We start from the raw sequence: 21,079 nt of genomic DNA on the forward strand, positions 1-21,079 counted from the left end.
GGTTCCCTTGAAACAGGCCTAAAGGCGGGCTGGCAGAACCAGCGAAAGCTGGCCCATGCCACAGCGCAGCCCCGCTGTCAAAACCTTTTGCAGCGGTTGCGAGAACCGCCCATCTGGCTATTCTACGCAGGAAAATCAAGAGCGTTCTATGCCCCACCTCCCACCCACGCAGCCCGGCCATGCCCCAATCGAGATCACCCTGCGCCGTTCCGCGCGGGCGCGGCGCTTTTCGCTGCGCGTCTCGCGGCTTGACGGGCGGGTCACCCTGTCGCTGCCGACCCGCGCGCGCGAATCCGATGCGCTGGCCTTCGCCCATGCGCAGGAAAGCTGGATCCGCCGCGCGCTGGAAGCCGTGCCGGGGCAGGCGGCGCTGCGCTGGGGGGCGGCCTTTCCGCTGGAAGGGCGGCTGTTGCGGCTGGCGCCCGGTGATGGCCGCCTGATCCGGGCCGAGGCCGATTCGCTGCTGATCCCGGGGGCCGAGGATCTGCTGCCGCGCCGCCTGTCCGCCTATCTGAAACTGCGCGCCCGTGACCGGCTGGCCGCCGCGTCCGACCGCTACGCGGCGGCGCTGGGCCTGCCTTACCGCAGCCTCACCCTGCGCGACACCCGCTCGCGCTGGGGCAGTTGCACCCATGACGGGCGGCTGATGTATTCGTGGCGCCTGATCATGGCCCCCCCCGCCGTGCTGGATTACGTCGCGGCGCATGAGGTGGCGCATCTGGCGCAGATGAACCACTCCGCCGCCTTCTGGGCCGAGGTCACCCGGCTGTGCCCCGGATACGCGGCGCCGCGTGGCTGGCTGAAGGCGCAGGGGCAGGGCCTGCACGCCTGGCGCTTCGATGGCCCTTGACCCGGGGCCGTGGCGGGTGTTTCGCTCACTCCATGCTGAACAGCCGCCCCAATGACACCACCGCCGCGCATGAACGGCTTTACCGCACCTTGCGTGCGCAGGTCATGCATGGCGAACTGGCCCCCGGTCAGGCGCTGACGCTGCGGGGGCTGGGCAAGCAATACGGCGTCTCGATGACCCCCGCGCGCGAAGCGGTGCGTCGGCTGGTGGCCGAAGGCGCGCTGTCGCTGTCCTCGTCGGGCCGTGTCGCCACGCCGGAACTGACCCCCGACCGGATCGAGGAACTGGCCGCCATCCGCGCCCTGCTGGAACCCGAGCTTGCCTCGCGCGCCCTGCCGCGCGCCCATTTCGCGTTGATCGACCGTCTGGCCACGATCAACGCCGCCAATGCCGATGCGGTGGCCCGGCAGGATTCGGTCGCCTATATCCGCACCAATCTGGAATTTCACCGCACCCTCTATCTGCGCGCCCAGGCGCCCGCGATGCTGGCCATGCTGGAAACCGTCTGGCTGCAACTCGGCCCCACCATGCGCGCGCTCTATTCCCGCCTGCGCCGCAACGAGCCGCCGCAACATCACCGCATGATCCTCGCCGCCCTGCGCGCGGGGGATGAGCCGGGCCTGCGCCTCGCCGTGCGCACCGATGTCACGCAGGGATTGCGGCATCTGGCGTCCTGAGGCCGCGCCCTGCATCCAATGGGGCAGGGGGCTTTCCGCCCCCTCTTGGCCTGCGGCCAATTCACCCCCGAGGATATTTAGGAACAGAAAATGAAGCAGGTCCGCGTTCTTCTTTCATTTTCTGTTCCTAAATATCCTCGGGGGGCGGCCCGCAGGGCCGTTGGGGGGCAGACAGCCCCCCATGCTGCGGCAGCCATATGCGCCGCGCTGCCTGTCTTGCCCCTGCCGCCGCCCGGCGGCATAGTCGCCCAAACCCGCAGGAGAGACCCATGACCTTCCACATCGGCGCCAAACCCGGCGAGATTGCTGAAACCGTGCTGCTGCCCGGCGATCCCTACCGGGCGCGCTGGGCGGCGCAGACCTTCCTCAAGGATGCCGTGCTGGTGAACGAGGTGCGCGGGATGCTGGCCTATACCGGCACCTGGAAGGGGCAGCGCGTCACCATCCATGGCACCGGCATGGGGATGCCCTCGCTGTCGATCTATGTGAACGAACTGATCCGCGACTATGGCGCGCAGACGCTGATCCGCATCGGCAGCGCCGGGGCGATGCAGCCGCAGGTGAAGCTGCGCGATGTGGTGCTGGGCATGTCGGCCTGCACGGCGGGCACGCCCTCGCGCACCATCTTCAAGGAACTCCACTATGCCCCCACCGCCGATTTCGGCCTGCTGAAAGCCGCGTGGGAGGCGGGACAGGCCAAGGGCATCGGCCTTCATGCCGGGCAGATCTTCTCCTCTGACACCTTCTATGACGAACGCCCCGACCTGAACGAGCAGATGCAGCGCCATGGCGTGCTGGCGGTGGAGATGGAGGCGGCAGAGCTTTACACCCTTGCCGCCCGCTATCAGCGCCGCGCGCTGGCGGTGCTGACGATTTCCGACCATCTGCTGACGCATGAGGCGCTGCCCGCCGATCAGCGCGAAACCAGCTTTGCCGATATGGTGGATATCGCGCTGACCGCGGCATTCGCCTAGGCCAGCAAGGCGCGGGCCACCTGTTCCACCGGCTGGCCCGCCCGCAATGCCCGTGCCGACCACAGCCGCAGCCCCTGCGCCAGCCGCACCCGCTGTGGCAGCGGCGCGACCAGCGTGCCCCGTGCCAGATGGCCTGCGACCAGCGCGCCATGGGCCATCAGCACCCCGGCGCCATTCGCCGCCTCCTCCACCGCCAGCGCGTAAAGTGAAAACACCGGCCCGCGCGGGGCAAAGCCGCCGGGCAGTGCCACCGCCGCCCACAGCGCCCAGTCGCCCGCCCAGGCGCTGTCGATCAGGCAGGGCAGGGCGGCCAGATCGGCGGGCGCTGTCAGCCGCGCGGCCAGCGCCGGGGCGCAGACCGGAAAGATCTCGTCTTCGGCCACCAGCCGCCCCTGATCGCCGTAAAACAGGCTCAGATCATAGGGCGCGCGTTTCAGGTTGGGCGGCGCCTCCATCGCGGTGATCGAAATCTCCACCCCCGGCATCTGCGCCCGTAGCGCTGGCAGCCGGGGCGACAGCCAAAGCTGCGCAAGCGCGGGCAGGGTGGCGATATGCACCACGCGGGGGGCGGCCTCGGCGCGCAACTGATGCACCGCCAGCCCCAGCGCATCGAAACCCGCCGTAAACTCCGGCAGCACCCGCGCGCCCAGCGGGGTCAACTGCACCCCCTTGGCGCCACGCGCGAACAGCGCCGCGCCCAGCCGATCCTCCAGCGCCTTCACATGCGCTGTCACCGCGCCCGGCGTCACCCCCAGTTCGGCCGCCGCCGCGGCAAACCCGCCCAGTCGCGCTGCCGCCTCGAAGGCGCGCAGCGCGTTCAGCGCAAGGTCTTTCGGGCGGGGCGGGGCGACGGGCATGGCTTAATTTTCCTGACCCTAGATTTCCGCAAATCTGATTTGCCCGCAAGCCCCACCTCTGGCCAGATGGCGCAAAAGGAGATCCCCATGCCCCATCTTGCCCCCCGTCCCTGGGTTCCCGCCGCCTGCGAAACCCGCGTGCAGCAGATCGCCCGCGATGCCACCGCCGCCTCGGCCACCGTCGCCGCACGGATCGAGGCGCTGATCGCCCGCAACAGCGCGATCCATGATGCCGAATGTTTCAACCTCAACCCCGCAACCAATGTGATGAACCCGGTGGCCGAAGCGGCGCTGTCGCGCGGCCTCGGTTCCCGCCCCTCGCTGGGCTATCCGGGCGACAAGTATGAAATGGGGCTGGAGGCGATCGAGGAGATCGAGGTGATCGCCGCCGAACTGGCGACCGAGGTTTTCGGCGCCACCCATGCCGAAATCCGCGTCGGGTCGGGGGCGCTGGCCAATCTTTACGGCTTCATGGCGCTGGCAAAACCGGGCGATGCGATCATCGCGCCCCCGGCTGCGGTGGGGGGGCATGTCACCCATCACGCGGCGGGCTGTGCCGGGCTTTACGGGCTGCAAACCCATGCGGCGCCGGTGAACGCTGACGGCTATACCCTTGATCTGCAAGGGCTGGCCGATCTGGCGGGCCGGGTGCGCCCCAGGATCATCACCGTGGGCGGCAGCCTGAACCTGTTCCCGCATCCGGTGCGCGAGATCCGGGCGATTGCCGATGCGGTGGGGGCCAGGGTGCTGTTCGATGCCGCCCATCAATGCGGCATCATCGCGGGCGGCCTCTGGGCCAATCCGCTGGCCGAGGGCGCGCATCTGATGACGATGAGCACCTATAAATCGCTGGGCGGCCCGGCGGGCGGGCTGATCGTCACCAATGACGCGGGCATTGCCGAGGCGCTGGACCATATCGCCTTCCCCGGCATGACCGCGAATTTCGACGCGGCGAAATCTGCCGCACTGGCGCTGTCGCTGCTGGATTGGCGCGACTATGGCCCGGCCTATGCGCAGGCCATGGTGGACCTGTCGCAAGCCCTGGCGCGCGAATTGTCCGCCCTTGGCCTGCCGGTTTTCGCCGCCGACCGGGGCGCGACGCAAAGCCACCAGTTTGCCATCGAAGCGGCGGCGTTCGGAGGCGGGCAGGCGGCGTCGAAAACCCTGCGCAAGGCGGGGTTTCTGGCCTGCGGCATCGGCCTGCCGCTGGCCGAGGTGCCGGGCGACCTGAACGGGCTGCGCATCGGCACGCCGGAACTGGTGCGCCGGGGTGTCACGCCTGCCGATGCCCCGGCCTTTGCCGCGCTGATCGCCGAGGCCCTGCGGTCCAACGCGCCGGAAACCATCGCCCCCCGCACCGCCGCGCTGCGGCAGAAATTTACCGGGCTGCACTACATCCGGGCTTGAACGATCCGATTCGCTGCGCTGTAGTGCCCTCCCCCCAGCGGAAAGGACATTCCATGCAGCAGCGCAAACTCGGCCAGCGCGGGCCGATGGTTTCGGCCATCGGCCTTGGCGCCATGTCGTTCGGCGGCATTTTCGGCCCGACGACCGAGGCGGAAAGCCTCGCCTGTCTGGATGCCATGCTGGACAGCGGCATCGACTTCATCGACACCGCCAATATCTATGGCACGGGCATCAGCGAAACGGTGATCGGTACATGGCTGGCCCGCCGCAAGCCGCGGGTGACGATTGCCACCAAGGCCAGCATCGTCAACGGCCCGCCCCGGCGCGTCGACAATTCCGAAGCCATCTGCGGGCGGAACTGGAAGCCTCGCTGCGCCGCCTTGGCCGCGATCATGTGGAGCTGTTCTATATCCACCGCCGCGACCCCACGATCCCGCTGGCCGATGTGGTGGGCACGCTGCACCGGTTCGAGGAAGAGGGAAAGATCGGCGGCTACGGACTGTCGGAAATCGCGCCCTATACGCTGCGCGAGGCCCATGCGATCCATCCCTGCACCGCCGTGCAGAATGAATATTCGCTCTGGACCCGCCAGCCCGAACTGGGGCTGATCCAGACCTGCGCGGCGCTGGGGGTGGCCTTCATCCCGTTCTCGCCGCTGGCGCGCGGCATGGCCAGCGATACCGCGCTGACCCGCGATCAGGTGCAAGACGGCTTCCGCGCGATGAACCCGCGCTTTTCGGGGCAAAACTTCACCCGCAACACCGCAAGCTTCGACCGCCTGCGCGCCTTCGCCGCTGCCCGGGGGTGGAGCACCCCGGCCACCGCGCTGGCCTGGGTGCTGCAACAGGGCGATCACCTGATCCCGATCCCCGGCACCCGCCACGCCGACCGGCTGCGCCAATGGCGGCCCGCCCCGGACATCCGCTTCAGCGCCGAAGACCGGGCCGAACTGGACCGTATCCTGCCTGTGGGCTTTGCCGCCGGGGATCGCTATGGCGACCACCAGTTGCAATCCATCGAGCGTTATTGCTAGCGCCCGTGGCTGCGGTCATAGCCATTGACCGGCGGGCTGACCCAGCCCGCCGGGGGCGCCACGGGGCGGAACACCTCGACCAGCAGCGGATGGCAGGCGGCGGCATCTGACGAATGTTCCGCCGAACAATCGCCGCCCGGGCAGGCCGACAGGGCGCCCAGCAGGTCGATCTCGGCGAAGAATTCCAGATAGTCGCCCACCCGCACCGGCGAGGCCTTCATGAAATACTGCCCGGTGTCGCGGGTGAACCCGGTGCACATGAAGACGTTGAGCACGTCATGCACATGCCCCTCTGCCTCGGCCAGCGACAGGCCGGTGGTATCGGCCAGCGCGCGGGTCAGGTTGGAATGGCAGCAGTGGTGATACTGGCCACCATGGCTGAGCAGGTTGTGGGTGTAAGGGTCGCAGCGCGTGCCGATCACATCATGCACCGCGCCGCCAAACGCATCGAACCCGTACCAGTCCAGGCTGTCATCAGTGATCGTGGCCATCGGGCGCAGATAGGGATGCGCGCTCCACATCCGGTCGCCGCTGGACAGATGCGTGCCATGCAGCGCGCGGGTCTTGCCGGAATAGAACCGCTCGGCCAGATTGGTGGCGTTCCACAGGTTCAGATCGCCGACCTGCGGCCCCTCGACCGAGGTGATGCGGAAGAAATGCCCGGCGGGCACGCGGAAACAGCGCGCCTCGCGGGCGGGCACCTGCGTTTCGCCGACCTTGGTCCAGCCGTCGCGGGCGGCGCGATAGGGGGCGAGATCGGGGGCGGGCAGGCCTTCGACCGGATAGCAGATCACGGGTGCCACGGCGCGGCGGGTTTCGGCATCGGCGGGGGCGGTGTGATCGGGATGGACAGGTTTCATCGGGATGACCCTTTTGCTGGCCGGGCCAGACTGCGGCGGCAGGGTCAGAAGGTCAACCGCAACGCGGGGCGGACGCCGCCGGGGGCGCTTCGCCCCCCGGACCCCCAGAGGATATTTTCAAACAGAAAATAAGCAGGGCCCGGGATCAGCGCGGGCGCAGGCAGTGACGCGGCGCGCCTTTCTCGGGGTGGCAGATCGCACCGCAGGCGGCGCAGCGCCACAGGTCTTCGGCGCGGTGTTCGCGCCAGAGGCACTGCCGGGTTAGGCTGGAGCCGCGGCGCGACAGCCAGAGGAACAGGAAGACCGCGAGGGCGAGCAGGGGGATGAGCAGGAGCATGGGGGGCTCTTGTGCAGAGAGGCGCCGCAGCCTTAGCATGGCGGCAAGGCCTTTGCACGGCCCGGTTTTCAGCACATGGGAAGGGCGGCCATGGCGGAGCAGCGCTTCAGCGTCACCGATCTGGATTGCGGCGCCTGTGTCGCGCGGATCGAGGCTGCGGCCCGCGCGGTGCCGGGGGTGGCGGCGGCGACCGCCTCGCTGGTGACGGGCGAGTTGACGGTGACGGGCACGCCGCAGACGGCCGATCTTCTGGCGGCGGTGCGGGCAACCGGCCATGACATCGCGCCGCTGGGGGCGGTGGCGGCGGATCCGGCCTATCGGCAGGTGCTGGGGACAGTGGTGGCGCTTAATCTGGGCTATGCGCTGGTGGAAATCATCGCAGGCTGGATGGCCGGATCGCAGGCGCTGCGCGCCGATGCGCTGGATTTCCTGGGGGACGGGCTGATTTCGGGGCTTGGACTGCTGGCGCTCGGCTGGACCTTGCGGGCGCGGGCGCGGGCCGCGCTGTTGCAGGGCGGGTTTCTGGCGCTGATGGGGCTCTGGGTCATCGGCGGCACGCTCTGGCGGATGCAGGCACCGCCCTTGCCGGACGAAGCCGTCATGGGCTGGACGGGGATGGGGGCGCTGCTGGTCAATCTCGGATGTGCCGGGCTGCTGCTGCGGCACCGGTCGGGCGATGCCGGAATGCGGGCGGTCTGGCTGTTCTCGCGCAATGATGCACTGGGCAATCTGGCGGTTGTGGCGGCGGCCGCGCTGGTCGGAGTGACAGGATCGCCCTGGCCCGACCTTGTGGTGGCGCTGGGCATTGCCGGGCTGTTCCTTGGCGCGGCGCGGATCATCCTGCGCGATGCAAGGGCCGAGCTGCGCTGACGCAAAAGGCCCCGGGGATACCGGGGCCAGTGCGGGGGGCCTATGCGGGCGGCCCTGTGCAGAGCGGCGGCTTACACCGCGCGTTCCACCATCATCTTCTTGATCTCGGCAATCGCCTTGGCCGGGTTCAGCCCCTTGGGGCAGGTCTTGGCGCAGTTCATGATCGTGTGGCAGCGATACAGTTTGAACGGGTCTTCCAGCCCGTCCAGACGCTCGCCCGTCGCCTCGTCACGGCTGTCGATGATCCAGCGATAGGCGTGCAGCAGCGCGGCCGGGCCGAGGTATTTGTCGCCGTTCCACCAGTAGCTGGGGCAGGAGGTCGAACACGACGCGCACATCACGCATTCATACAGACCGTCCAGCTTCTTGCGGTCTTCGATCGACTGGCGCCACTCTTTCGCGGGCCGGTTGGTCTTGGTTTCCAGCCAGGGCATGATGCTGGCATGCTGGGCGTAGAAATGCGTGAGATCGGGGATCAGATCCTTGATCACCGGCATATGCGGCAGCGGATAGATCTTCACATCGCCCTTCACCTCGTCCAGCCCGTAAATGCAGGCCAGTGTGTTGATGCCGTCGATGTTCATCGCGCAAGACCCGCAGATCCCCTCGCGGCAGGACCGGCGGAAGGTCAGCGTCGGATCGACCTCGTTCTTGATCTTGATCAGCGCGTCCAGCACCATCGGGCCGCACTTGTCCATATCCAGAAAATAGGTGTCCACCTGCGGGTTCTGGCCGTCATCGGGGTTCCAGCGATAGATCTGGAACTTGCGGACATTCTTGCCCTCGGGCTTCGGCCAGGTCTTGCCGGTGCGAATCTTGGAGTTTTTTGGCAGGGTGAACTGAACCATTGGCTAGTTTCTCCAATCTGAACGGGAGTAGAGCGGCTGAGAGGGCAGCTGCCCGGATTGCTGATAGACGCAGGAGTCGTAGACCTGCGCGGGGTCACGCCCCATGAGGAAATCGGACGACACGGCGATGTCGAAGCCGCCTGCCGCCTCGCCGTCAGAGCCCAGACCGGCGCGGATCTCGCCGCGCGGTTGCTGCGCAAGTCGGGCGCGTTCGTAACAGTTCCGCTCTGCCACCTCGCGCGGGACGGGGCCGCAGGCCGCCAGCAGGCCCAGCAGGATCAGACCGAGGCGCCCCATCCCGTTCATCCCGCGATCGGCCCGACACCGGCGGCGCGCATGCAGGCCCCCGTGGCCGGACGGCGCACGATGGTCACCACATTCTGCACCGTCAGCGTGCCCGCCCGCGTGCCGACATCGCGCGCCAGTGCGGCCATCTCGGCGGGCGAGGCATTGGCCATCACGCAATCGGCGGCGGTTTCGGCCTGCGGTGCGGTCATGTAGGTCTGCAGCACCGGCACGACCACCGTGCGCGCCGCCTTGCGGTTCACACTGTCGGCCAGCGTTTGCGGCGAACAGGCGGTCAGGGCCAGAAGGCAGAGGGGCAGGAGGAGGACAGGTTTCATGATCCGCTCACAATCTGTTTGCGTTGCTGATCAGGGCAGCCTGCCGCATCCGCCGCCTGCGACAAGGTGAAAACGCGCCGGGCGGCAAGAAGCCGCTTGTTGCGGCCCGCGCAGCCTTGCCGCCGCAGGCCCCCGGCAAGCGGGGCCCCTTGGGATGCAAGGCGCGGATATGCGGGCCGCAGAGTCATCAGAACTTCCGCTCTGCCGGGGCGATCTTCTTCAGGCTGATGCCGCCCGCCGATTCCGGGGTCAGCGGATCGACATGCACGGGACGGAAATCCAGCGTGCATTTCGCGCCATCCACCCAGGCCAGCGTGTGCTTGCGCCAGTTCAGATCGTCCCGCGTCGGGTAATCCTCGTGCGCATGGGCGCCGCGGCTTTCGGTGCGGGCATGGGCGCCATAGATCGTGGCCAGCGCGTTGGGCATCAGGTTGGTCAGTTCCAGCGTTTCCATCAGGTCGCTGTTCCACACCAGACTGCGATCCGTCACTTTCAGATCGCCCATCTTGCCCGCAATCGCGGTCATCTTCCGCTCGCCCTCGGCCAGCGTCTTTTCGGTGCGGAACACGGCGGCGTCGGCCTGCATCGTCTTCTGCATCTCAAGCCGCAATTCGGCGGTCGGCACGGCGCCCTTGGCGTGGCGCAGATCGTCGAACCGACCCAGCGCCTTGTCCACCTCGGCGGTGTTCACCGGGGCCGAGCGTTCCTTGGGGTTCACGATCTCGCCCGCGCGGATCGCCGCCGCCCGACCGAACACCACAAGGTCGATCAGCGAGTTGGAGCCGAGCCGGTTCGCCCCGTGCACCGAAGCGCAGCCCGCCTCGCCCACCGCCATCAGGCCGGGGAACACGGCATCCGGGTTGCCCGGCTGCGGGTTCAGCACTTCGCCCCAATAGTTGGTGGGGATGCCGCCCATGTTGTAATGCACCGTCGGCAGAACCGGGATCGGTTCCTTGTTCAGATCGACCCCGGCAAAGATCTTGGCCGATTCCGAAATGCCCGGCAGACGCAGCGCCAGCGTTTCCGGCGGCAGGTGGTTCAGGTGCAGGTGGATATGGTCGCCTTCCGCGCCCACGCCCCGGCCTTCACGGATTTCCAGCGTCATGCAGCGGGACACATAGTCGCGCGGCGCCAGATCCTTGTAATGGGGCGCATAACGCTCCATGAACCGCTCGCCCTTGGAGTTGGTGAGATAACCCCCTTCGCCGCGCGCACCTTCGGTGATCAGGCAGCCCGAGCCATAGATGCCGGTCGGGTGGAACTGCACGAATTCCATGTCTTGCAGCGGCAGGCCCGCACGGGCCACCATGCCGCCGCCGTCGCCGGTGCAGGTATGGGCCGAGGTCGCGCTGAAATAGGCCCGGCCATAGCCGCCGGTCGCCAGCACGGTCATCTTGGCGTTGAAGACGTGAATGGTGCCGTCATCCAGCTTCCACGCCACCACGCCGGTGCAACGCCCGTCGGTCATGATCAGATCGAGCGCGAAATATTCGACGAAGAATTCCGCGTTGTTCTTCAGGCTCTGGCCATACAGCGTATGCAGGATGGCGTGGCCGGTGCGGTCGGCGGCGGCGCAGGTGCGCTGCACCGGCGGGCCTTCGCCGAATTCGGTGGTATGGCCGCCGAACGGGCGCTGATAGATCTTGCCCTCTTCGGTGCGGCTGAACGGAACGCCGTAATGTTCCAGCTCGTACACCGCCTTCGGCGCCTCGCGCGCCAGATATTCCATCGCGTCGGTATCGCCCAGCCAGTCCGACCCTTTCACGGTGTCGTACATGTGCCACTGCCAGTTGTCCGGGCCCATGTTCGACAGCGAGGCGGCGATGCCGCCCTGTGCCGCAACGGTGTGGCTGCGCGTCGGGAACACCTTGGTCACGCAGGCCGTGCGCAGGCCCTGTTCGGCCATGCCCAGCGTCGCGCGCAGACCCGCGCCACCGGCACCGACCACCACGACATCATAGTCGTGCACTTCATAGGGATAAGCAGTCATGTCAGCCTCTCAGAGCGCCAGTTTCGCAAGGGCGTAAAAGCCCACCGCGATCACCGCGTAAGAAATCGAAATCACCAGCATGATCAGGCCCTTCTTCGCGCTGCCGCGCGCATAGTCCTCGATCATCATGGTGGCCCCCTTGGCGAAATGGCGCATCCCCACGAACAGGACGAGCCCGGTCAGGATGGCCGGAAACGGGTGCGAAAAGGTCGCCAGAACCGCGTCATGGCTTTTCCCCAGCGCCGAGCCGAAGACATAAAGCCAGACCGGCACCATGAAGGCCAGCCCGACGGCGGACACCTGCATGTACCAGTGATGCTCGGTGCCGGTGCCTGCGGCACCCTTGCCCTCGGCGCGCTTGCGGTCGGTCAGATAGCGCATCTCAGCCTCCTCAGACCAGAATGATGGTGATGACGGTCAGCACGACCGACCCGATGATGCAGGCCCAGCCGAGCTTCTCGGCGGTGGGAATGTCGAGCCCCTTTCCCGCATCGTAATAAAGGTGCCGCAGACCGGCGAGGTAGTGATACCACACCGCCCAGGCCGACAGCGTGAACACCAGATCGCCGAACCACGAGGTTGCGACGCCATTGGCCAGTGCAAAATACTCGGGCGAGATCGCGGCCGACAGCAGCCACCACACCGCAAGCAGCGTGCCCACGATCAGCCCGTTGCCGGTGATCCGCGTCAGGATCGAGGTGATCGAGGTCAGTTGCGGGCGATAGATCTGGAGATGGGGGGAAAGGGGGCGCTCGACCCGCTTCACTTCAGCCATGACATTTCCCTTTGTCGCTTGGCGCGGCAGAAGGGCCGCGCGCTGGCAGGATTTCCTGTATGTTTCATTAGCGCCTTTTTCGCGCAAGTCACGCGCGCTTTCGCTGCCATTCCGGGCTGTTGCCGCTATCAGGCAGGATTTTTTCGATTTGTGATCACGTTTTTTCGGGCTGTGATCACGACCGGCCGGATCGATCCGACTCAGCCGCTGCGCCCGGATCGACGCGGGCAGGGGGGCGCTGCCCCCGCGCCTGCGGCGCTCCCCCGGGATATTTTTACCAAGATGAAAGAGCCCGCCTTGCCGCTTCACCCTGCCCAAATACTCAGGGGGTGAATTGGCCGCAGGCCAAGAGGGGGCATCGCCCCCTCGCCACGGCGTCACACCGGCATCAGCGCCCAGTAATCCAGATCCAGCAGCACTTCGGGCAGATACTTGCCATCCTCACCCTTCAGCGCAAACGGCGCCGCCCCCTGTTTCACCGCCACCAGCCGCAGCCGGATCGCGCCGACCCCCGGCGCTGCGGTCGGCGCCTTGTCCAGCACCTCGGACCAGCATTTCACCGTATCGCCGGCGAAGCAGGGGTTCGCATGGGCACCGCCATTCAGCGCCACGATCATCTGCGCATTGGCCAGCCCGTTGAAGCTCAGCGCCCGCGCCATCGAGATCACATGCCCGCCATAGATCAGCCGCTTGCCATCCTCGCGGAAGGTGGCGTCGAAATGCACCTTGGCGGTGTTCTGCCACAGGCGCGTGGCGATCATGTGTTCCGCTTCCTCGATCGTCACGCCATCGACATGCTCGATCTTTTCACCGATCTCATAATGGCCCAGACGATGCGCCTCGCCCGCCAGCGCGAAATCATAGCTGCTGAAATCCAGCCCCGCCGGGATCACCAGCGCCCCGGGCACCACCACCTTTGCCAGATCCGGCACCACCGCTTCGGGCGCGGGCACCTCCAGCCGGTTCTTGCGCACCATCACCCAGCGCACATATTCCATCACCACGGTGTCGTTCTGGTTGATGCCGCGCGTGCGCACATAAACCACGCCTGACTTGCCGTTGGAGTTTTCCTTCAGCCCGATCACCGTCGATTCCGACCGCAGCGTATCGCCCGGATAGACCGGCGCCAGCCAGCGCCCCTCGGCATAGCCCAGATTGGCCACCGCATTCAGGCTGACATCCGGCACCGTCTTGCCGAACACCACATGGAAGGCGGCCAGATCGTCGATCGGGCTGGCCGGCAGCCCGCAGGCCCGCGCGAATGCGTCCGAGGAATACAGCGCATGACGCGCCGGATACATCGCGTGATACAGCGCCCGCTCGCCGCCCGAAACGGTGCGCGGCACGGCGTGGATGATCGTCTCGCCGAGGCGGTAATCCTCGAAGAAGCGGCCCGGATTGGTTTTCATCGCGGATACTCCGTAGGGCGGGGGGCTTCCCGCCGTCTGAAAAACGGGGCAGGCGGCCTGCCCCGCGGGATCACTGTTCGCCCAGCTTGATCTCGGGGCTGTATTCGCCGGGCACTTCCTTCACCACCGCCTGCCCGCAGCGCATCACCCCGCGCGCCGCGTCAAAGGCATAGGCCGGGTCGCCCTGCAGCGCCCAGCCCTTGTTCAGCGCCGCGGTCACCTTGTGGCAAAAGGCCGAAGTGTCATCGTCGGACAGAAAGCGGTAGAGTTTCATCGTCTTCATCACATCACCCGAATGTCGGATAGCCGAGCGCGATATGCGCCCCGGCGATTGCGCCATAGACCAGCAGGGTGCCCACCGCCGCCATGACCTCCATCTTCGCGCCCTTGCCGCGCGGCGGCACCCAGCCCGGTTGCGCCCGGTTGATCATCGCCATTTCCAGCACCGCCCAGACGGCCATGCCGCCGAACAGCACGAAAGACGGCACATCGCCATTCACCAGCAGATGCGCCACGGCCCAGACGATGACCCCAGTCAGCATCGGATGCCGCATCCGCTGCGCCACGGCGGTCTTCATCCCCGCTGCGGCAAACAGATAGACCGAGACCAGCATCAGCAGGTTGTTGATCCCCACCAGCGCCGGGCTGCGGCCCCAGAACACCGCGCCCTCCGCCCCGCGATAGCCGATCACCATCAGCCCCAGCGACACCAGCAGGGCGACGGTCACCACCGCCTTGCCACGCTCGCCCATCGCCGCCCGGGGGCCGGGCGCCAGCCGTTTGAACATGTGGGCGCCCGCCCAGATCAGCAGGCCAAGGATCAGAAGGGGCATCATGCAGCTCCGGTGTGAAGGATCACCGCCACCCTGCGCTTATCCGGCCAGCGCCGCAATCGCCGCCGCCTTGGCCAGCGTCGCCTTGGCGGTCACGATATGCAGGTTTTCGACGATCTTGCCATCGACCACCGCCACGCCGCCGCCATTCGCCATCACCTCGTCAAAGGCGGCAATCTGGCGCTGCGCCAGGTCGATTTCCGCGTCAGAGGGCGCAAAGGCGCGGTTGGCAATCTCCAATTGGGCCGGATGGATCAGCGTCTTGCCGTCAAAGCCCATGTCACGGCCCTGTTCGCATTCGAACAGCAGCCCGTCCTCGTCCTTGAACGCATTATAGACGCCATCGACCAGAATCAGCCCATGCGCCCGCCCGGCCAGCAGGCACAGCCCCAACCCCGCCTGCATCGGCAGCCGGTCGGCCCGGAAGCGCGAGTTCAGCTCTTTCGCAAGGTCATTGGTGCCCATCACCATGCCCTTCAGCTTGGGATGCGCCGCGATTTCGGCGGCGTTCAGCATCCCCTGACAGGTCTCCATCATCGCCCAGAGATCGGCGCCCGGCACCAGCGCCGCCACCGCATCCAGATCGCGGGCGCAGTTCACCTTGGGGATCAGCACCGCGTCGATCTTGGCGCCGCGGGCAATCGCCTCGTCCATCGCATTGCAATCGGCGGCGCCCCATTCGGTGTCCAGCCCGTTGATCCGCACGATGCGCGCGCGCGCGCCGAAATCCCAATCGGTCAGCACCTGCGCCAGCAGCTTGCGCGCGGCGGGCTTTTCATCCGGCGCCACCGCGTCTTCCAGATCGAAGATGATCGCATCGGCGGGCAGGCCCATCGCCTTTTCCAGCGCCCGCTCTTTCGAGCCGGGGATGTAAAGCACCGAACGGTAGGGGCGGGCGGTCTGGGTCATGAGTCTCTCCCAAGCAAGATTCTTTCGCCAAAGACCACATCAGCGGCATATTCGGCAAGCCCCGATTTGCCGCAGCGCAGAATTTCCGCCCTGCTCCTTCCTCTGTGCGTCAAAACCCCGGCCTATGCGCCGCTGATGTTGTAGCGCCCCGGCCTGACAAACGCGCCCCCTCCCCCTGCAGGGGGGAGGGCTGGGGTGGGGGTGGTCGCGCCGGTAGCCAGCCGCCGCTCAGCCCGCCAGACCGCGCGCGCCATCCCAGACCAGCTTTGCCGACAGGATCAGCAGCGCCCAGGTCACCAGCTGGAAGAACAGCTTTTCCGGCAGCACCCGCACCAGCCGCACCCCGGCAAACACCGCCAGCGAGGCCGGGATGCACAGCACCAGCGTCAGCTTCAGATTGCTGATGTTGATCTGCCCCAGCGCCCAATAGGGGATCAGCTTCGCCGCGTTGATATAAGCGAACAGGATGGTCGAGGTGCCCGCGAACACTTCCTTCCGCAGCCGCAGGGGCATGGTGTAAACCTGATAGGGCGGGGCGCCCGCATGGCTGACGAAACTGGTAAAGCCCGCAGCGGCGCCCCAGAACAACCCCGGCAGCACGCGCGCCGCCTGCGGCTCGACCGGCACCCGGCGCCGCAGCAGCAGGTTCGCGGCAAACACCACGCCGATCAGCCCCACAAGCCCGGTGACCAGCGCCTCGGGCACCACCTCGGCCGTGGCCCAGCCCAGCCCGATGCCGACTGTTGCCGCCGGCCCCAGGATCGCCAGCACCCGCCGGTCAAACGCATGGCGATAGGCATAAAGCCCGAACGCGTCCGACACGACATAGATCGGCAGCAAGAGCCCCGCCGCCATGACCGGCGACATGACAAGACTCATCAGCGGCACCGACAGCATCGCCACCACCGGAACGCCGCCCTTGCCCATGCCCACCAGCACGGCGGCCAGCCCCGCAATGGCCCAAAATCCCATGTCTTCCACGCGCCCGCCGCCCTCTGCCGTCAAATCGCGTCCGCTTTAGCGCAAACAACTTGCGTGAAACAGTGGCGCCTGTCATGCCGCACCCGCGACTTGCGGAAATCCCGCGAAGTCACTATGCATACCACCGTATACAATCCCCAGCCGGAGACGGAATCATGGCAAGACCGAAGATTGCACTGATTGGCGCAGGCCAGATCGGCGGCACGCTCGCCCATCTCGCAGCGATCAAGGAACTCGGCGATATCATCCTGTTCGATATCGCTGAAGGCACGCCGCAGGGCAAAGCCCTCGACATCGCGCAGTCGGGCCCCTCGGAAGGTTTTGACGCCGTGATGAAGGGCGCCAACTCCTATGAAGACATCGCGGGCGCCGATGTCTGCATCGTCACCGCCGGTGTGCCGCGCAAGCCGGGCATGTCGCGCGACGACCTGCTGGGCATCAACCTCAAGGTGATGAAATCGGTCGGCGAAGGCATTGCCAAACACGCCCCGAACGCCTTCGTGATCTGCATCACCAACCCGCTCGACGCGATGGTCTGGGCGCTGCGCGAGTTTTCGGGCCTGCCGCACAACAAGGTCGTCGGCATGGCCGGCGTGCTGGATTCGGCGCGCTTCCGTCACTTCCTGTCGGTGGAATTCAACGTCTCGATGCGCGATGTCACCGCCTTCGTGCTGGGCGGCCATGGCGACACCATGGTGCCGCTGGTCCGCTATTCCACCGTCGGCGGCATCCCGCTGCCGGATCTGGTCGCCATGGGCTGGACCACGCAGGAAAAGCTGGACGGGATCGTGCAGCGCACCCGTGACGGCGGCGCCGAAATCGTTGGCCTGCTGAAAACCGGCTCGGCCTTCTACGCGCCCGCCACCTCGGCCATCGAAATGGCTGAAGCCTATCTGAAAGACCAGAAGCGCCTGCTGCCCTGCGCGGCTTACGTTGACGGCGCCCTTGGCCTTGACGGCATGTATGTCGGCGTGCCGACCATCATCGGCAAGGACGGGATCGAGCGGATCGTGGACATCAAGATGGACGACGCCGAACAGGCGATGTTCGACAAGTCGGTCGATGCCGTCAAAGGCCTCGTCGCCGCCTGCAAAGCCATCGACCCGTCGCTGGCCTGATGCAACCGGCACCCGGATCTGACACGCGCGGCTTCGTCTTCGCGGCAACCGGGCCTTATACCGTGGCGGCGCAACGCGCCGCCCGCACCCTGCGCCGGGCCATGCCCTCGGCGCAGGTCGATCTCTTTACCGACCAGCCGCTGCAGGATGACGTGTTCGACCGCATCCACCTGCTGGCCGACAGCTTTCATCGCCCCAAGATCGAGGCGCTGCGCCGCTCCCGTTTCGCCCGCACCGTCTATCTCGATACCGATACCGCCGTGCTCTGCGATGTCAGCGAGCTGTTCGACCTGCTGGATCACACCGAGCTGGCCGCCGCGCAGGGCTGGTCGCGCGCCAAGGTCTATTACGGCACCGGCCGCCTGCCGCGCGCCTTTCCGATGCTCAACGGCGGCGTCATCGCCCTGCGCCACAGCCCGGCCACGCAAGACCTGCTGACCCGGTGGGAAACGCTGATGCGCGACACCGGCGCAGCCCTCGATCAAGGCTGCCTGCGCGAGGTGCTGTTCGACAGTCGGCTGCCGTTTCTGGTGCTGCCCGGCGAATACAACGTCATCCACCTGTCGCTGCTGGATCACTGGCCCACCGAATTCGGCGCCCCGCGTATCCTGCATGTGCGCGCCCTGCATTTCGCCGAGCCGGGCGATCCCGCCACCTTCTACCGGATGCGCGAATTGCTCAGCCGCGAACGGGCGCAGATCCTCACCACCCTGGTCGAGGCCGATCCCACCTGGCCCGAAGGCGCCCCGCGCCGTGGGCTTCTGCGCGTGCCCGGCCCGAAGGGCAAGGGCGGCGACCCGTCCTGACCCCCAACACAAGGAACGCGCGATGTCTGACCTGACCGACCACGGCGCCGCAGTCCAAGGCGCGCTCAGCCAGCGCTACGGCGTCAGCCCTGATGCCGTGCGCACCCTGATGGATGCCGTCAGCCGCGGCGCGGGCTATCAGGCGCAGTTCAGCCACCCGGAGCTCGGCGGCATGGGGCAATGGTCCTCGGGCGGCATGACGATGGTGGGCGACATGTTCAACACCGGGTTGCAGCACCTCGTCTCCAGCCTGTGCAACGAGATTGCCGCCGCACATGCGCAGGGCAGCTTCTACCTGCCCCCGCCGCAGTATGCGGGCACCCTGATGCAGATGTCGGGCGGCACATGGTGGCCTGCCGACCTTGGTCAGCCCTCCGCTTCCGGCGGGCAGAACGCCCTCAGCTACGCCATCTTCCCCGCCAGCCGCCGGCTTGCCGTCAACCTGAACGGCCAGATCACCGTCTATGACACCGGCGAGCATCAGATCGGCGGCATCAGCCAGCAGCAATCCGGCGATGCCAACTGGGCCTTCACCAGCCAGTTCGGCCCGGTCAACCTCGCCAGCCTGCCGGTGGTCTCGGGCACCCCCCCGGCCTTCTCCACCCCCGAACCCGTTTTGCAGCCCGTCATGGCACAACCCGCCCCGCCCGCCACAGCCCTCTCGGGCCAGGCCACCACCCACGACCAGATCTTCGCCGCGCTGGAAAAGCTCGCGGCCCTGCACCAGATCGGTGTGCTGACCGAGGCCGAATTTGCCAGCAAGAAGGCCGAACTCCTCGCCCGGCTCTGACACCGCCGCGCCCCTTTCCGCCCCGGCCCGCCCATGCTAGGTCCCGCGCCATGACCACGCACATCTCGCCCTATCACGCCCCCGATTTCATCCCCGACGCGCTGGCCCGCGGCAAGCACCGCGCCATCATTGGCGGCCGGTGGGAGGAAACCGGCGTGATCCAGATGCAGATGCTGCTGGCCGAAGGGCTGCGCCCCAAACATACCCTGCTCGACATCGGCTGCGGCCCGCTGCGCACCGGCTGTCGGGCTGTGCCCTATCTGAACCCCGGCAACTACTGGGGCACCGATCTGTCGCGCGATCTGATCCTCAAAGGCTATGCCGAAGAACTGACCGAGGGCGACCGCGCCCGCCTGCCGCGCGATCACCTGATCGGCGACGCCGATTTCGCGCTGCCCGGCGTGCCGCGCGACTTCGACTATATCCTGTGCTTCGCCGTCTTCACCCATCTGCCGATGAACCACCTGCGCCGCGCCCTGCTGCGCATCGCCACCCATGTGACGCGGTTTGACAAGCTGATCTTCACCGTCTTCCTCGCCCCCGATGCGCAGGCCAGCCTTGGCCCGGTGCGTCAGCCCGACGGCGTGGTGACCCATGACATCCGCCCGCCCTATCACCTGCTGGCCGAGGATGTGCACCACCTTGCCGCACAGGCCGGGCTGGCCGTCGAAATCCGCCCCAACCGCCTGCCGCGCGGTCAGGTGCTCTGCGTGGCGCAGCGCCGCTGAGTCCTTTGGAATCACCGGACTTGTGCGCGCCGCAACGCGGCAATGCAGCGTTTGCGTAAACAGTTCCCACCTTGTGATCACACTTTTTCTGGCTGTGATCACAAAGGCGATTTTTCTGCGCCAAAACCCGCCTGTCCTGCAAATCCCGTTTTGAACCTGCTGTTTTCTATGGCATCACGCCGCCAAATCAGCAGCGATGGGACATGATCCATGAACATCCACGAATACCAGGCCAAGGCGCTTCTGCGCAGCTACGGCGCGCCGGTCTCTGACGGCCGCGTCGTCCTGAAGGCGGAAGAGGCGAAAACGGCAGCGGGTGAGCTGGACGGGCCGCTCTGGGTCGTCAAGGCGCAGATCCACGCCGGCGGCCGCGGCAAGGGCAAGTTCAAAGAGCCGGAAGCGGGCGAAAAGGGCGGTGTCCGTCTCGCCAAATCGGTGGAAGAAGCCGAAGCGCTGGCCAAGCAGATGCTGGGTCGCACTCTGGTCACCCACCAGACCGGCCCGGCTGGCAAGCAGGTGAACCGCATCTATATCGAAGCCGGTTCCGACATCGCGCGCGAACTCTACCTCGCGCTGCTGGTGGATCGTCAGACCTCGCGCATCTCCTTCGTGGCCTCCACCGAAGGCGGGATGGACATCGAGGAAGTGGCCGCCCACACCCCGGAAAAGATCATCTCCTTCTCCGTTGATCCGGCCTCGGGGCTTTCGGATTTCCACGGCCGCCGCGTGGCTTTCGCGCTGGGTCTGGAAGGCGCTGCCGTCAAGCAATGCGTCGCTCTGGTGAAAACGCTCTACAAGGCCTTCGTCGAGAAGGACATGGAGATGCTGGAAATCAACCCGCTGATCGTGATGCCCGACGGCAACCTGAAGGTGCTGGACGCCAAGGTGTCCTTCGACGGCAACGCGCTCTATCGCCATCCCGACATTCAGGCGCTGCGCGACGAAACCGAAGAAGACCCGAAAGAGCTGGCCGCGTCGAAGTTCGATCTGAACTACATCGCGCTGGACGGTGAAATCGGCTGCATGGTGAACGGCGCAGGCCTCGCCATGGCGACGATGGACATCATCAAGCTCTATGGCGCCGAACCGGCCAACTTCCTGGACGTGGGCGGTGGCGCCACCAAAGAGAAAGTGACCGAAGCCTTCAAGATCATCACCTCTGACCCGAACGTCAAAGGCATCCTCGTGAACATCTTCGGCGGCATCATGCGCTGCGACGTGATCGCGGAAGGCGTGCTGGCCGCGGTGAAAGAGGTCGGCCTGCAGGTTCCGTTGGTCGTGCGTCTGGAAGGCACGAACGTCGAGCTGGGCAAGGACATCATCCGCAACTCCGGTCTGAACGTGATCGCGGGCGACAACCTGTCGGACGCCGCGCAGAAGATCGTGAAAGCGGTCAAGGGCTGA

The 21,079-nt window shown here is 66.7% G+C and carries 25 protein-coding genes and 1 pseudogene; 12 read left to right on the forward strand and 14 right to left on the reverse strand.

From position 1 onward, the window contains the following. Positions 1–148: 148 nt before the first annotated feature. From BMX43_RS14755 to deoD, 3 genes are all read left to right on the forward strand, one after another. The gene (locus BMX43_RS14755) at positions 149–850 is read left to right on the forward strand and encodes a M48 family metallopeptidase (RefSeq protein WP_091302724.1); all 702 of its coding nucleotides are present in this window, start codon (positions 149–151) and stop codon (positions 848–850) included. A 32-nt stretch (positions 851–882) separates the two neighbouring features. Then, positions 883–1,527: a GntR family transcriptional regulator gene (locus BMX43_RS14760; RefSeq protein WP_091302727.1), complete on the forward strand. Its 645-nt coding sequence runs from the start codon at positions 883–885 to the stop codon at positions 1,525–1,527. Between the two features lie 269 nt (positions 1,528–1,796). Beyond that, positions 1,797–2,501, forward strand: a complete 705-nt coding sequence (gene deoD, locus BMX43_RS14765) for a purine-nucleoside phosphorylase (protein WP_091302729.1) — start codon at positions 1,797–1,799, stop codon at positions 2,499–2,501. Here deoD and BMX43_RS14770 read toward each other — a convergent pair. Further along, positions 2,498–3,358: a LysR family transcriptional regulator gene (locus tag BMX43_RS14770; protein ID WP_091302730.1), complete on the reverse strand. Its 861-nt coding sequence runs from the start codon at positions 3,356–3,358 to the stop codon at positions 2,498–2,500. The two genes, deoD and BMX43_RS14770, sit on opposite strands and share 4 nt — an antisense overlap. 87 nt (positions 3,359–3,445) lie before the next feature. Here BMX43_RS14770 and BMX43_RS14775 point away from each other — a divergent pair, with 87 nt between their 5' ends. The 3 genes and pseudogenes from BMX43_RS14775 to BMX43_RS14780 all read left to right on the forward strand — a co-directional run bounded on the left by BMX43_RS14775 (position 3,446) and on the right by BMX43_RS14780 (position 5,798). Beyond that, positions 3,446–4,765, forward strand: coding sequence for a serine hydroxymethyltransferase (locus tag BMX43_RS14775; protein ID WP_091302877.1), 1,320 nt, complete (start codon positions 3,446–3,448; stop codon positions 4,763–4,765). Positions 4,766–4,878: 113 nt separating this feature from the next. Then, positions 4,879–5,013, forward strand: a pseudogene (locus BMX43_RS20465) (aldo/keto reductase); the annotation flags it as partial. Between the two features lie 5 nt (positions 5,014–5,018). Continuing rightward, the gene (locus BMX43_RS14780; protein WP_342711640.1) at positions 5,019–5,798 is read left to right on the forward strand and encodes an aldo/keto reductase; all 780 of its coding nucleotides are present in this window, start codon (positions 5,019–5,021) and stop codon (positions 5,796–5,798) included. Here the strand turns inward: BMX43_RS14780 and BMX43_RS14785 are convergent. Continuing rightward, positions 5,795–6,658, reverse strand: a complete 864-nt coding sequence (locus BMX43_RS14785; protein WP_091302732.1) for an urea carboxylase-associated family protein — start codon at positions 6,656–6,658, stop codon at positions 5,795–5,797. The genes BMX43_RS14780 and BMX43_RS14785 overlap by 4 nt on opposite strands. A gap of 145 nt (positions 6,659–6,803) precedes the next feature. Continuing rightward, positions 6,804–6,995 (reverse strand): hypothetical protein, encoded by a 192-nt coding sequence (locus tag BMX43_RS14790; protein ID WP_091302879.1) that lies wholly within the window; start codon positions 6,993–6,995, stop codon positions 6,804–6,806. A gap of 90 nt (positions 6,996–7,085) precedes the next feature. On the opposite strand from BMX43_RS14790, the gene BMX43_RS14795 reads away from it, so the two are divergent. After that, positions 7,086–7,865: a cation efflux transmembrane domain-containing protein gene (locus tag BMX43_RS14795; RefSeq protein WP_245749490.1), complete on the forward strand. Its 780-nt coding sequence runs from the start codon at positions 7,086–7,088 to the stop codon at positions 7,863–7,865. 71 nt (positions 7,866–7,936) lie between these two features. Here BMX43_RS14795 and BMX43_RS14800 read toward each other — a convergent pair whose 3' ends face one another. The 11 genes from BMX43_RS14800 to BMX43_RS14855 all read right to left on the reverse strand — a co-directional run bounded on the left by BMX43_RS14800 (position 7,937) and on the right by BMX43_RS14855 (position 16,233). After that, positions 7,937–8,713, reverse strand: a complete 777-nt coding sequence (locus BMX43_RS14800) for a succinate dehydrogenase iron-sulfur subunit (RefSeq protein ID WP_091302737.1) — start codon at positions 8,711–8,713, stop codon at positions 7,937–7,939. Positions 8,714–8,716: 3 nt separating this feature from the next. Then, the gene (locus BMX43_RS14805; RefSeq protein WP_091302881.1) at positions 8,717–9,010 is read right to left on the reverse strand and encodes a hypothetical protein; all 294 of its coding nucleotides are present in this window, start codon (positions 9,008–9,010) and stop codon (positions 8,717–8,719) included. Positions 9,011–9,015: 5 nt separating this feature from the next. Next, on the reverse strand, positions 9,016–9,336 hold the full coding sequence (locus BMX43_RS14810; protein ID WP_091302739.1) for a hypothetical protein: 321 nt from the start codon (positions 9,334–9,336) through the stop codon (positions 9,016–9,018). A gap of 187 nt (positions 9,337–9,523) precedes the next feature. Then, positions 9,524–11,326: a succinate dehydrogenase flavoprotein subunit gene (gene sdhA, locus BMX43_RS14820; RefSeq protein ID WP_091302743.1), complete on the reverse strand. Its 1,803-nt coding sequence runs from the start codon at positions 11,324–11,326 to the stop codon at positions 9,524–9,526. Between the two features lie 9 nt (positions 11,327–11,335). Then, positions 11,336–11,707: a succinate dehydrogenase, hydrophobic membrane anchor protein gene (gene sdhD / locus BMX43_RS14825; protein ID WP_091302744.1), complete on the reverse strand. Its 372-nt coding sequence runs from the start codon at positions 11,705–11,707 to the stop codon at positions 11,336–11,338. Positions 11,708–11,717: 10 nt separating this feature from the next. Further along, positions 11,718–12,101 carry a succinate dehydrogenase, cytochrome b556 subunit gene (gene sdhC / locus BMX43_RS14830; RefSeq protein WP_091302747.1) on the reverse strand — a complete coding sequence of 128 codons (384 nt, stop codon included), beginning with the start codon at positions 12,099–12,101 and terminating at the stop codon, positions 11,718–11,720. 377 nt (positions 12,102–12,478) lie between these two features. Continuing rightward, positions 12,479–13,510, reverse strand: a complete 1,032-nt coding sequence (locus BMX43_RS14835; RefSeq protein WP_091302749.1) for a MaoC family dehydratase — start codon at positions 13,508–13,510, stop codon at positions 12,479–12,481. 70 nt (positions 13,511–13,580) lie between these two features. Next, the gene (locus BMX43_RS14840) at positions 13,581–13,784 is read right to left on the reverse strand and encodes a DUF1737 domain-containing protein (protein WP_091302883.1); all 204 of its coding nucleotides are present in this window, start codon (positions 13,782–13,784) and stop codon (positions 13,581–13,583) included. Between the two features lie 13 nt (positions 13,785–13,797). Next, positions 13,798–14,343 (reverse strand): NnrU family protein, encoded by a 546-nt coding sequence (locus BMX43_RS14845; protein WP_091302885.1) that lies wholly within the window; start codon positions 14,341–14,343, stop codon positions 13,798–13,800. Between the two features lie 39 nt (positions 14,344–14,382). Then, positions 14,383–15,252 carry an HpcH/HpaI aldolase/citrate lyase family protein gene (locus tag BMX43_RS14850; protein ID WP_091302751.1) on the reverse strand — a complete coding sequence of 290 codons (870 nt, stop codon included), beginning with the start codon at positions 15,250–15,252 and terminating at the stop codon, positions 14,383–14,385. Between the two features lie 228 nt (positions 15,253–15,480). Continuing rightward, positions 15,481–16,233, reverse strand: coding sequence for a sulfite exporter TauE/SafE family protein (locus BMX43_RS14855; RefSeq protein WP_091302887.1), 753 nt, complete (start codon positions 16,231–16,233; stop codon positions 15,481–15,483). Between the two features lie 155 nt (positions 16,234–16,388). Here BMX43_RS14855 and mdh point away from each other — a divergent pair, with 155 nt between their 5' ends. The 5 genes from mdh (at position 16,389) to sucC (ending at position 21,079) form a co-directional block, all read left to right on the forward strand. Beyond that, positions 16,389–17,351, forward strand: a complete 963-nt coding sequence (gene mdh, locus BMX43_RS14860; RefSeq protein WP_091302753.1) for a malate dehydrogenase — start codon at positions 16,389–16,391, stop codon at positions 17,349–17,351. Beyond that, positions 17,351–18,157 carry a glycosyltransferase family protein gene (locus BMX43_RS14865; RefSeq protein ID WP_091302755.1) on the forward strand — a complete coding sequence of 269 codons (807 nt, stop codon included), beginning with the start codon at positions 17,351–17,353 and terminating at the stop codon, positions 18,155–18,157. The genes mdh and BMX43_RS14865 overlap by 1 nt, the downstream gene beginning before the upstream one ends. A 22-nt stretch (positions 18,158–18,179) precedes the next feature. After that, positions 18,180–18,947, forward strand: coding sequence for an SHOCT domain-containing protein (locus BMX43_RS14870; RefSeq protein ID WP_091302756.1), 768 nt, complete (start codon positions 18,180–18,182; stop codon positions 18,945–18,947). Between the two features lie 50 nt (positions 18,948–18,997). Further along, positions 18,998–19,675, forward strand: coding sequence for a class I SAM-dependent methyltransferase (locus BMX43_RS14875; protein WP_091302758.1), 678 nt, complete (start codon positions 18,998–19,000; stop codon positions 19,673–19,675). Between the two features lie 210 nt (positions 19,676–19,885). Continuing rightward, the gene (sucC, locus tag BMX43_RS14880) at positions 19,886–21,079 is read left to right on the forward strand and encodes an ADP-forming succinate--CoA ligase subunit beta (protein WP_091302759.1); all 1,194 of its coding nucleotides are present in this window, start codon (positions 19,886–19,888) and stop codon (positions 21,077–21,079) included.

The sequence above is a fragment of the Gemmobacter aquatilis genome (genome assembly GCF_900110025.1).
GTDB classification, from domain to species: Bacteria; Pseudomonadota; Alphaproteobacteria; order Rhodobacterales; family Rhodobacteraceae; genus Gemmobacter; species Gemmobacter aquatilis.

What these genes read in the sequence shown, in the direction of transcription:
- deoD (WP_091302729.1), top strand. Translation starts at nt 1,797, where the DNA reads ATGACCTTCCACATCGGCGCCAAACCCGGCGAGATTGCTGAAACCGTG.
- BMX43_RS14870 (WP_091302756.1), top strand. Translation starts at nt 18,180, where the DNA reads ATGTCTGACCTGACCGACCACGGCGCCGCAGTCCAAGGCGCGCTCAGC.
- BMX43_RS14835 (WP_091302749.1), bottom strand. Translation starts at nt 13,510, where the DNA reads ATGAAAACCAATCCGGGCCGCTTCTTCGAGGATTACCGCCTCGGCGAG.
- sucC (WP_091302759.1), top strand. Translation starts at nt 19,886, where the DNA reads ATGAACATCCACGAATACCAGGCCAAGGCGCTTCTGCGCAGCTACGGC.
- BMX43_RS14840 (WP_091302883.1), bottom strand. Translation starts at nt 13,784, where the DNA reads ATGAAACTCTACCGCTTTCTGTCCGACGATGACACTTCGGCCTTTTGC.
- sdhA (WP_091302743.1), bottom strand. Translation starts at nt 11,326, where the DNA reads ATGACTGCTTATCCCTATGAAGTGCACGACTATGATGTCGTGGTGGTC.
- BMX43_RS14760 (WP_091302727.1), top strand. Translation starts at nt 883, where the DNA reads ATGCTGAACAGCCGCCCCAATGACACCACCGCCGCGCATGAACGGCTT.
- BMX43_RS14845 (WP_091302885.1), bottom strand. Translation starts at nt 14,343, where the DNA reads ATGCCCCTTCTGATCCTTGGCCTGCTGATCTGGGCGGGCGCCCACATG.
- BMX43_RS14875 (WP_091302758.1), top strand. Translation starts at nt 18,998, where the DNA reads ATGACCACGCACATCTCGCCCTATCACGCCCCCGATTTCATCCCCGAC.
- BMX43_RS14795 (WP_245749490.1), top strand. Translation starts at nt 7,086, where the DNA reads ATGGCGGAGCAGCGCTTCAGCGTCACCGATCTGGATTGCGGCGCCTGT.
- mdh (WP_091302753.1), top strand. Translation starts at nt 16,389, where the DNA reads ATGGCAAGACCGAAGATTGCACTGATTGGCGCAGGCCAGATCGGCGGC.
- BMX43_RS14865 (WP_091302755.1), top strand. Translation starts at nt 17,351, where the DNA reads ATGCAACCGGCACCCGGATCTGACACGCGCGGCTTCGTCTTCGCGGCA.
- BMX43_RS14770 (WP_091302730.1), bottom strand. Translation starts at nt 3,358, where the DNA reads ATGCCCGTCGCCCCGCCCCGCCCGAAAGACCTTGCGCTGAACGCGCTG.
- BMX43_RS14805 (WP_091302881.1), bottom strand. Translation starts at nt 9,010, where the DNA reads ATGGGGCGCCTCGGTCTGATCCTGCTGGGCCTGCTGGCGGCCTGCGGC.
- BMX43_RS14850 (WP_091302751.1), bottom strand. Translation starts at nt 15,252, where the DNA reads ATGACCCAGACCGCCCGCCCCTACCGTTCGGTGCTTTACATCCCCGGC.
- BMX43_RS14785 (WP_091302732.1), bottom strand. Translation starts at nt 6,658, where the DNA reads ATGAAACCTGTCCATCCCGATCACACCGCCCCCGCCGATGCCGAAACC.
- BMX43_RS14780 (WP_342711640.1), top strand. Translation starts at nt 5,019, where the DNA reads ATGGCTGGCCCGCCGCAAGCCGCGGGTGACGATTGCCACCAAGGCCAG.
- BMX43_RS14800 (WP_091302737.1), bottom strand. Translation starts at nt 8,713, where the DNA reads ATGGTTCAGTTCACCCTGCCAAAAAACTCCAAGATTCGCACCGGCAAG.
- BMX43_RS14775 (WP_091302877.1), top strand. Translation starts at nt 3,446, where the DNA reads ATGCCCCATCTTGCCCCCCGTCCCTGGGTTCCCGCCGCCTGCGAAACC.
- BMX43_RS14755 (WP_091302724.1), top strand. Translation starts at nt 149, where the DNA reads ATGCCCCACCTCCCACCCACGCAGCCCGGCCATGCCCCAATCGAGATC.
- sdhC (WP_091302747.1), bottom strand. Translation starts at nt 12,101, where the DNA reads ATGGCTGAAGTGAAGCGGGTCGAGCGCCCCCTTTCCCCCCATCTCCAG.
- sdhD (WP_091302744.1), bottom strand. Translation starts at nt 11,707, where the DNA reads ATGCGCTATCTGACCGACCGCAAGCGCGCCGAGGGCAAGGGTGCCGCA.
- BMX43_RS14810 (WP_091302739.1), bottom strand. Translation starts at nt 9,336, where the DNA reads ATGAAACCTGTCCTCCTCCTGCCCCTCTGCCTTCTGGCCCTGACCGCC.
- BMX43_RS14790 (WP_091302879.1), bottom strand. Translation starts at nt 6,995, where the DNA reads ATGCTCCTGCTCATCCCCCTGCTCGCCCTCGCGGTCTTCCTGTTCCTC.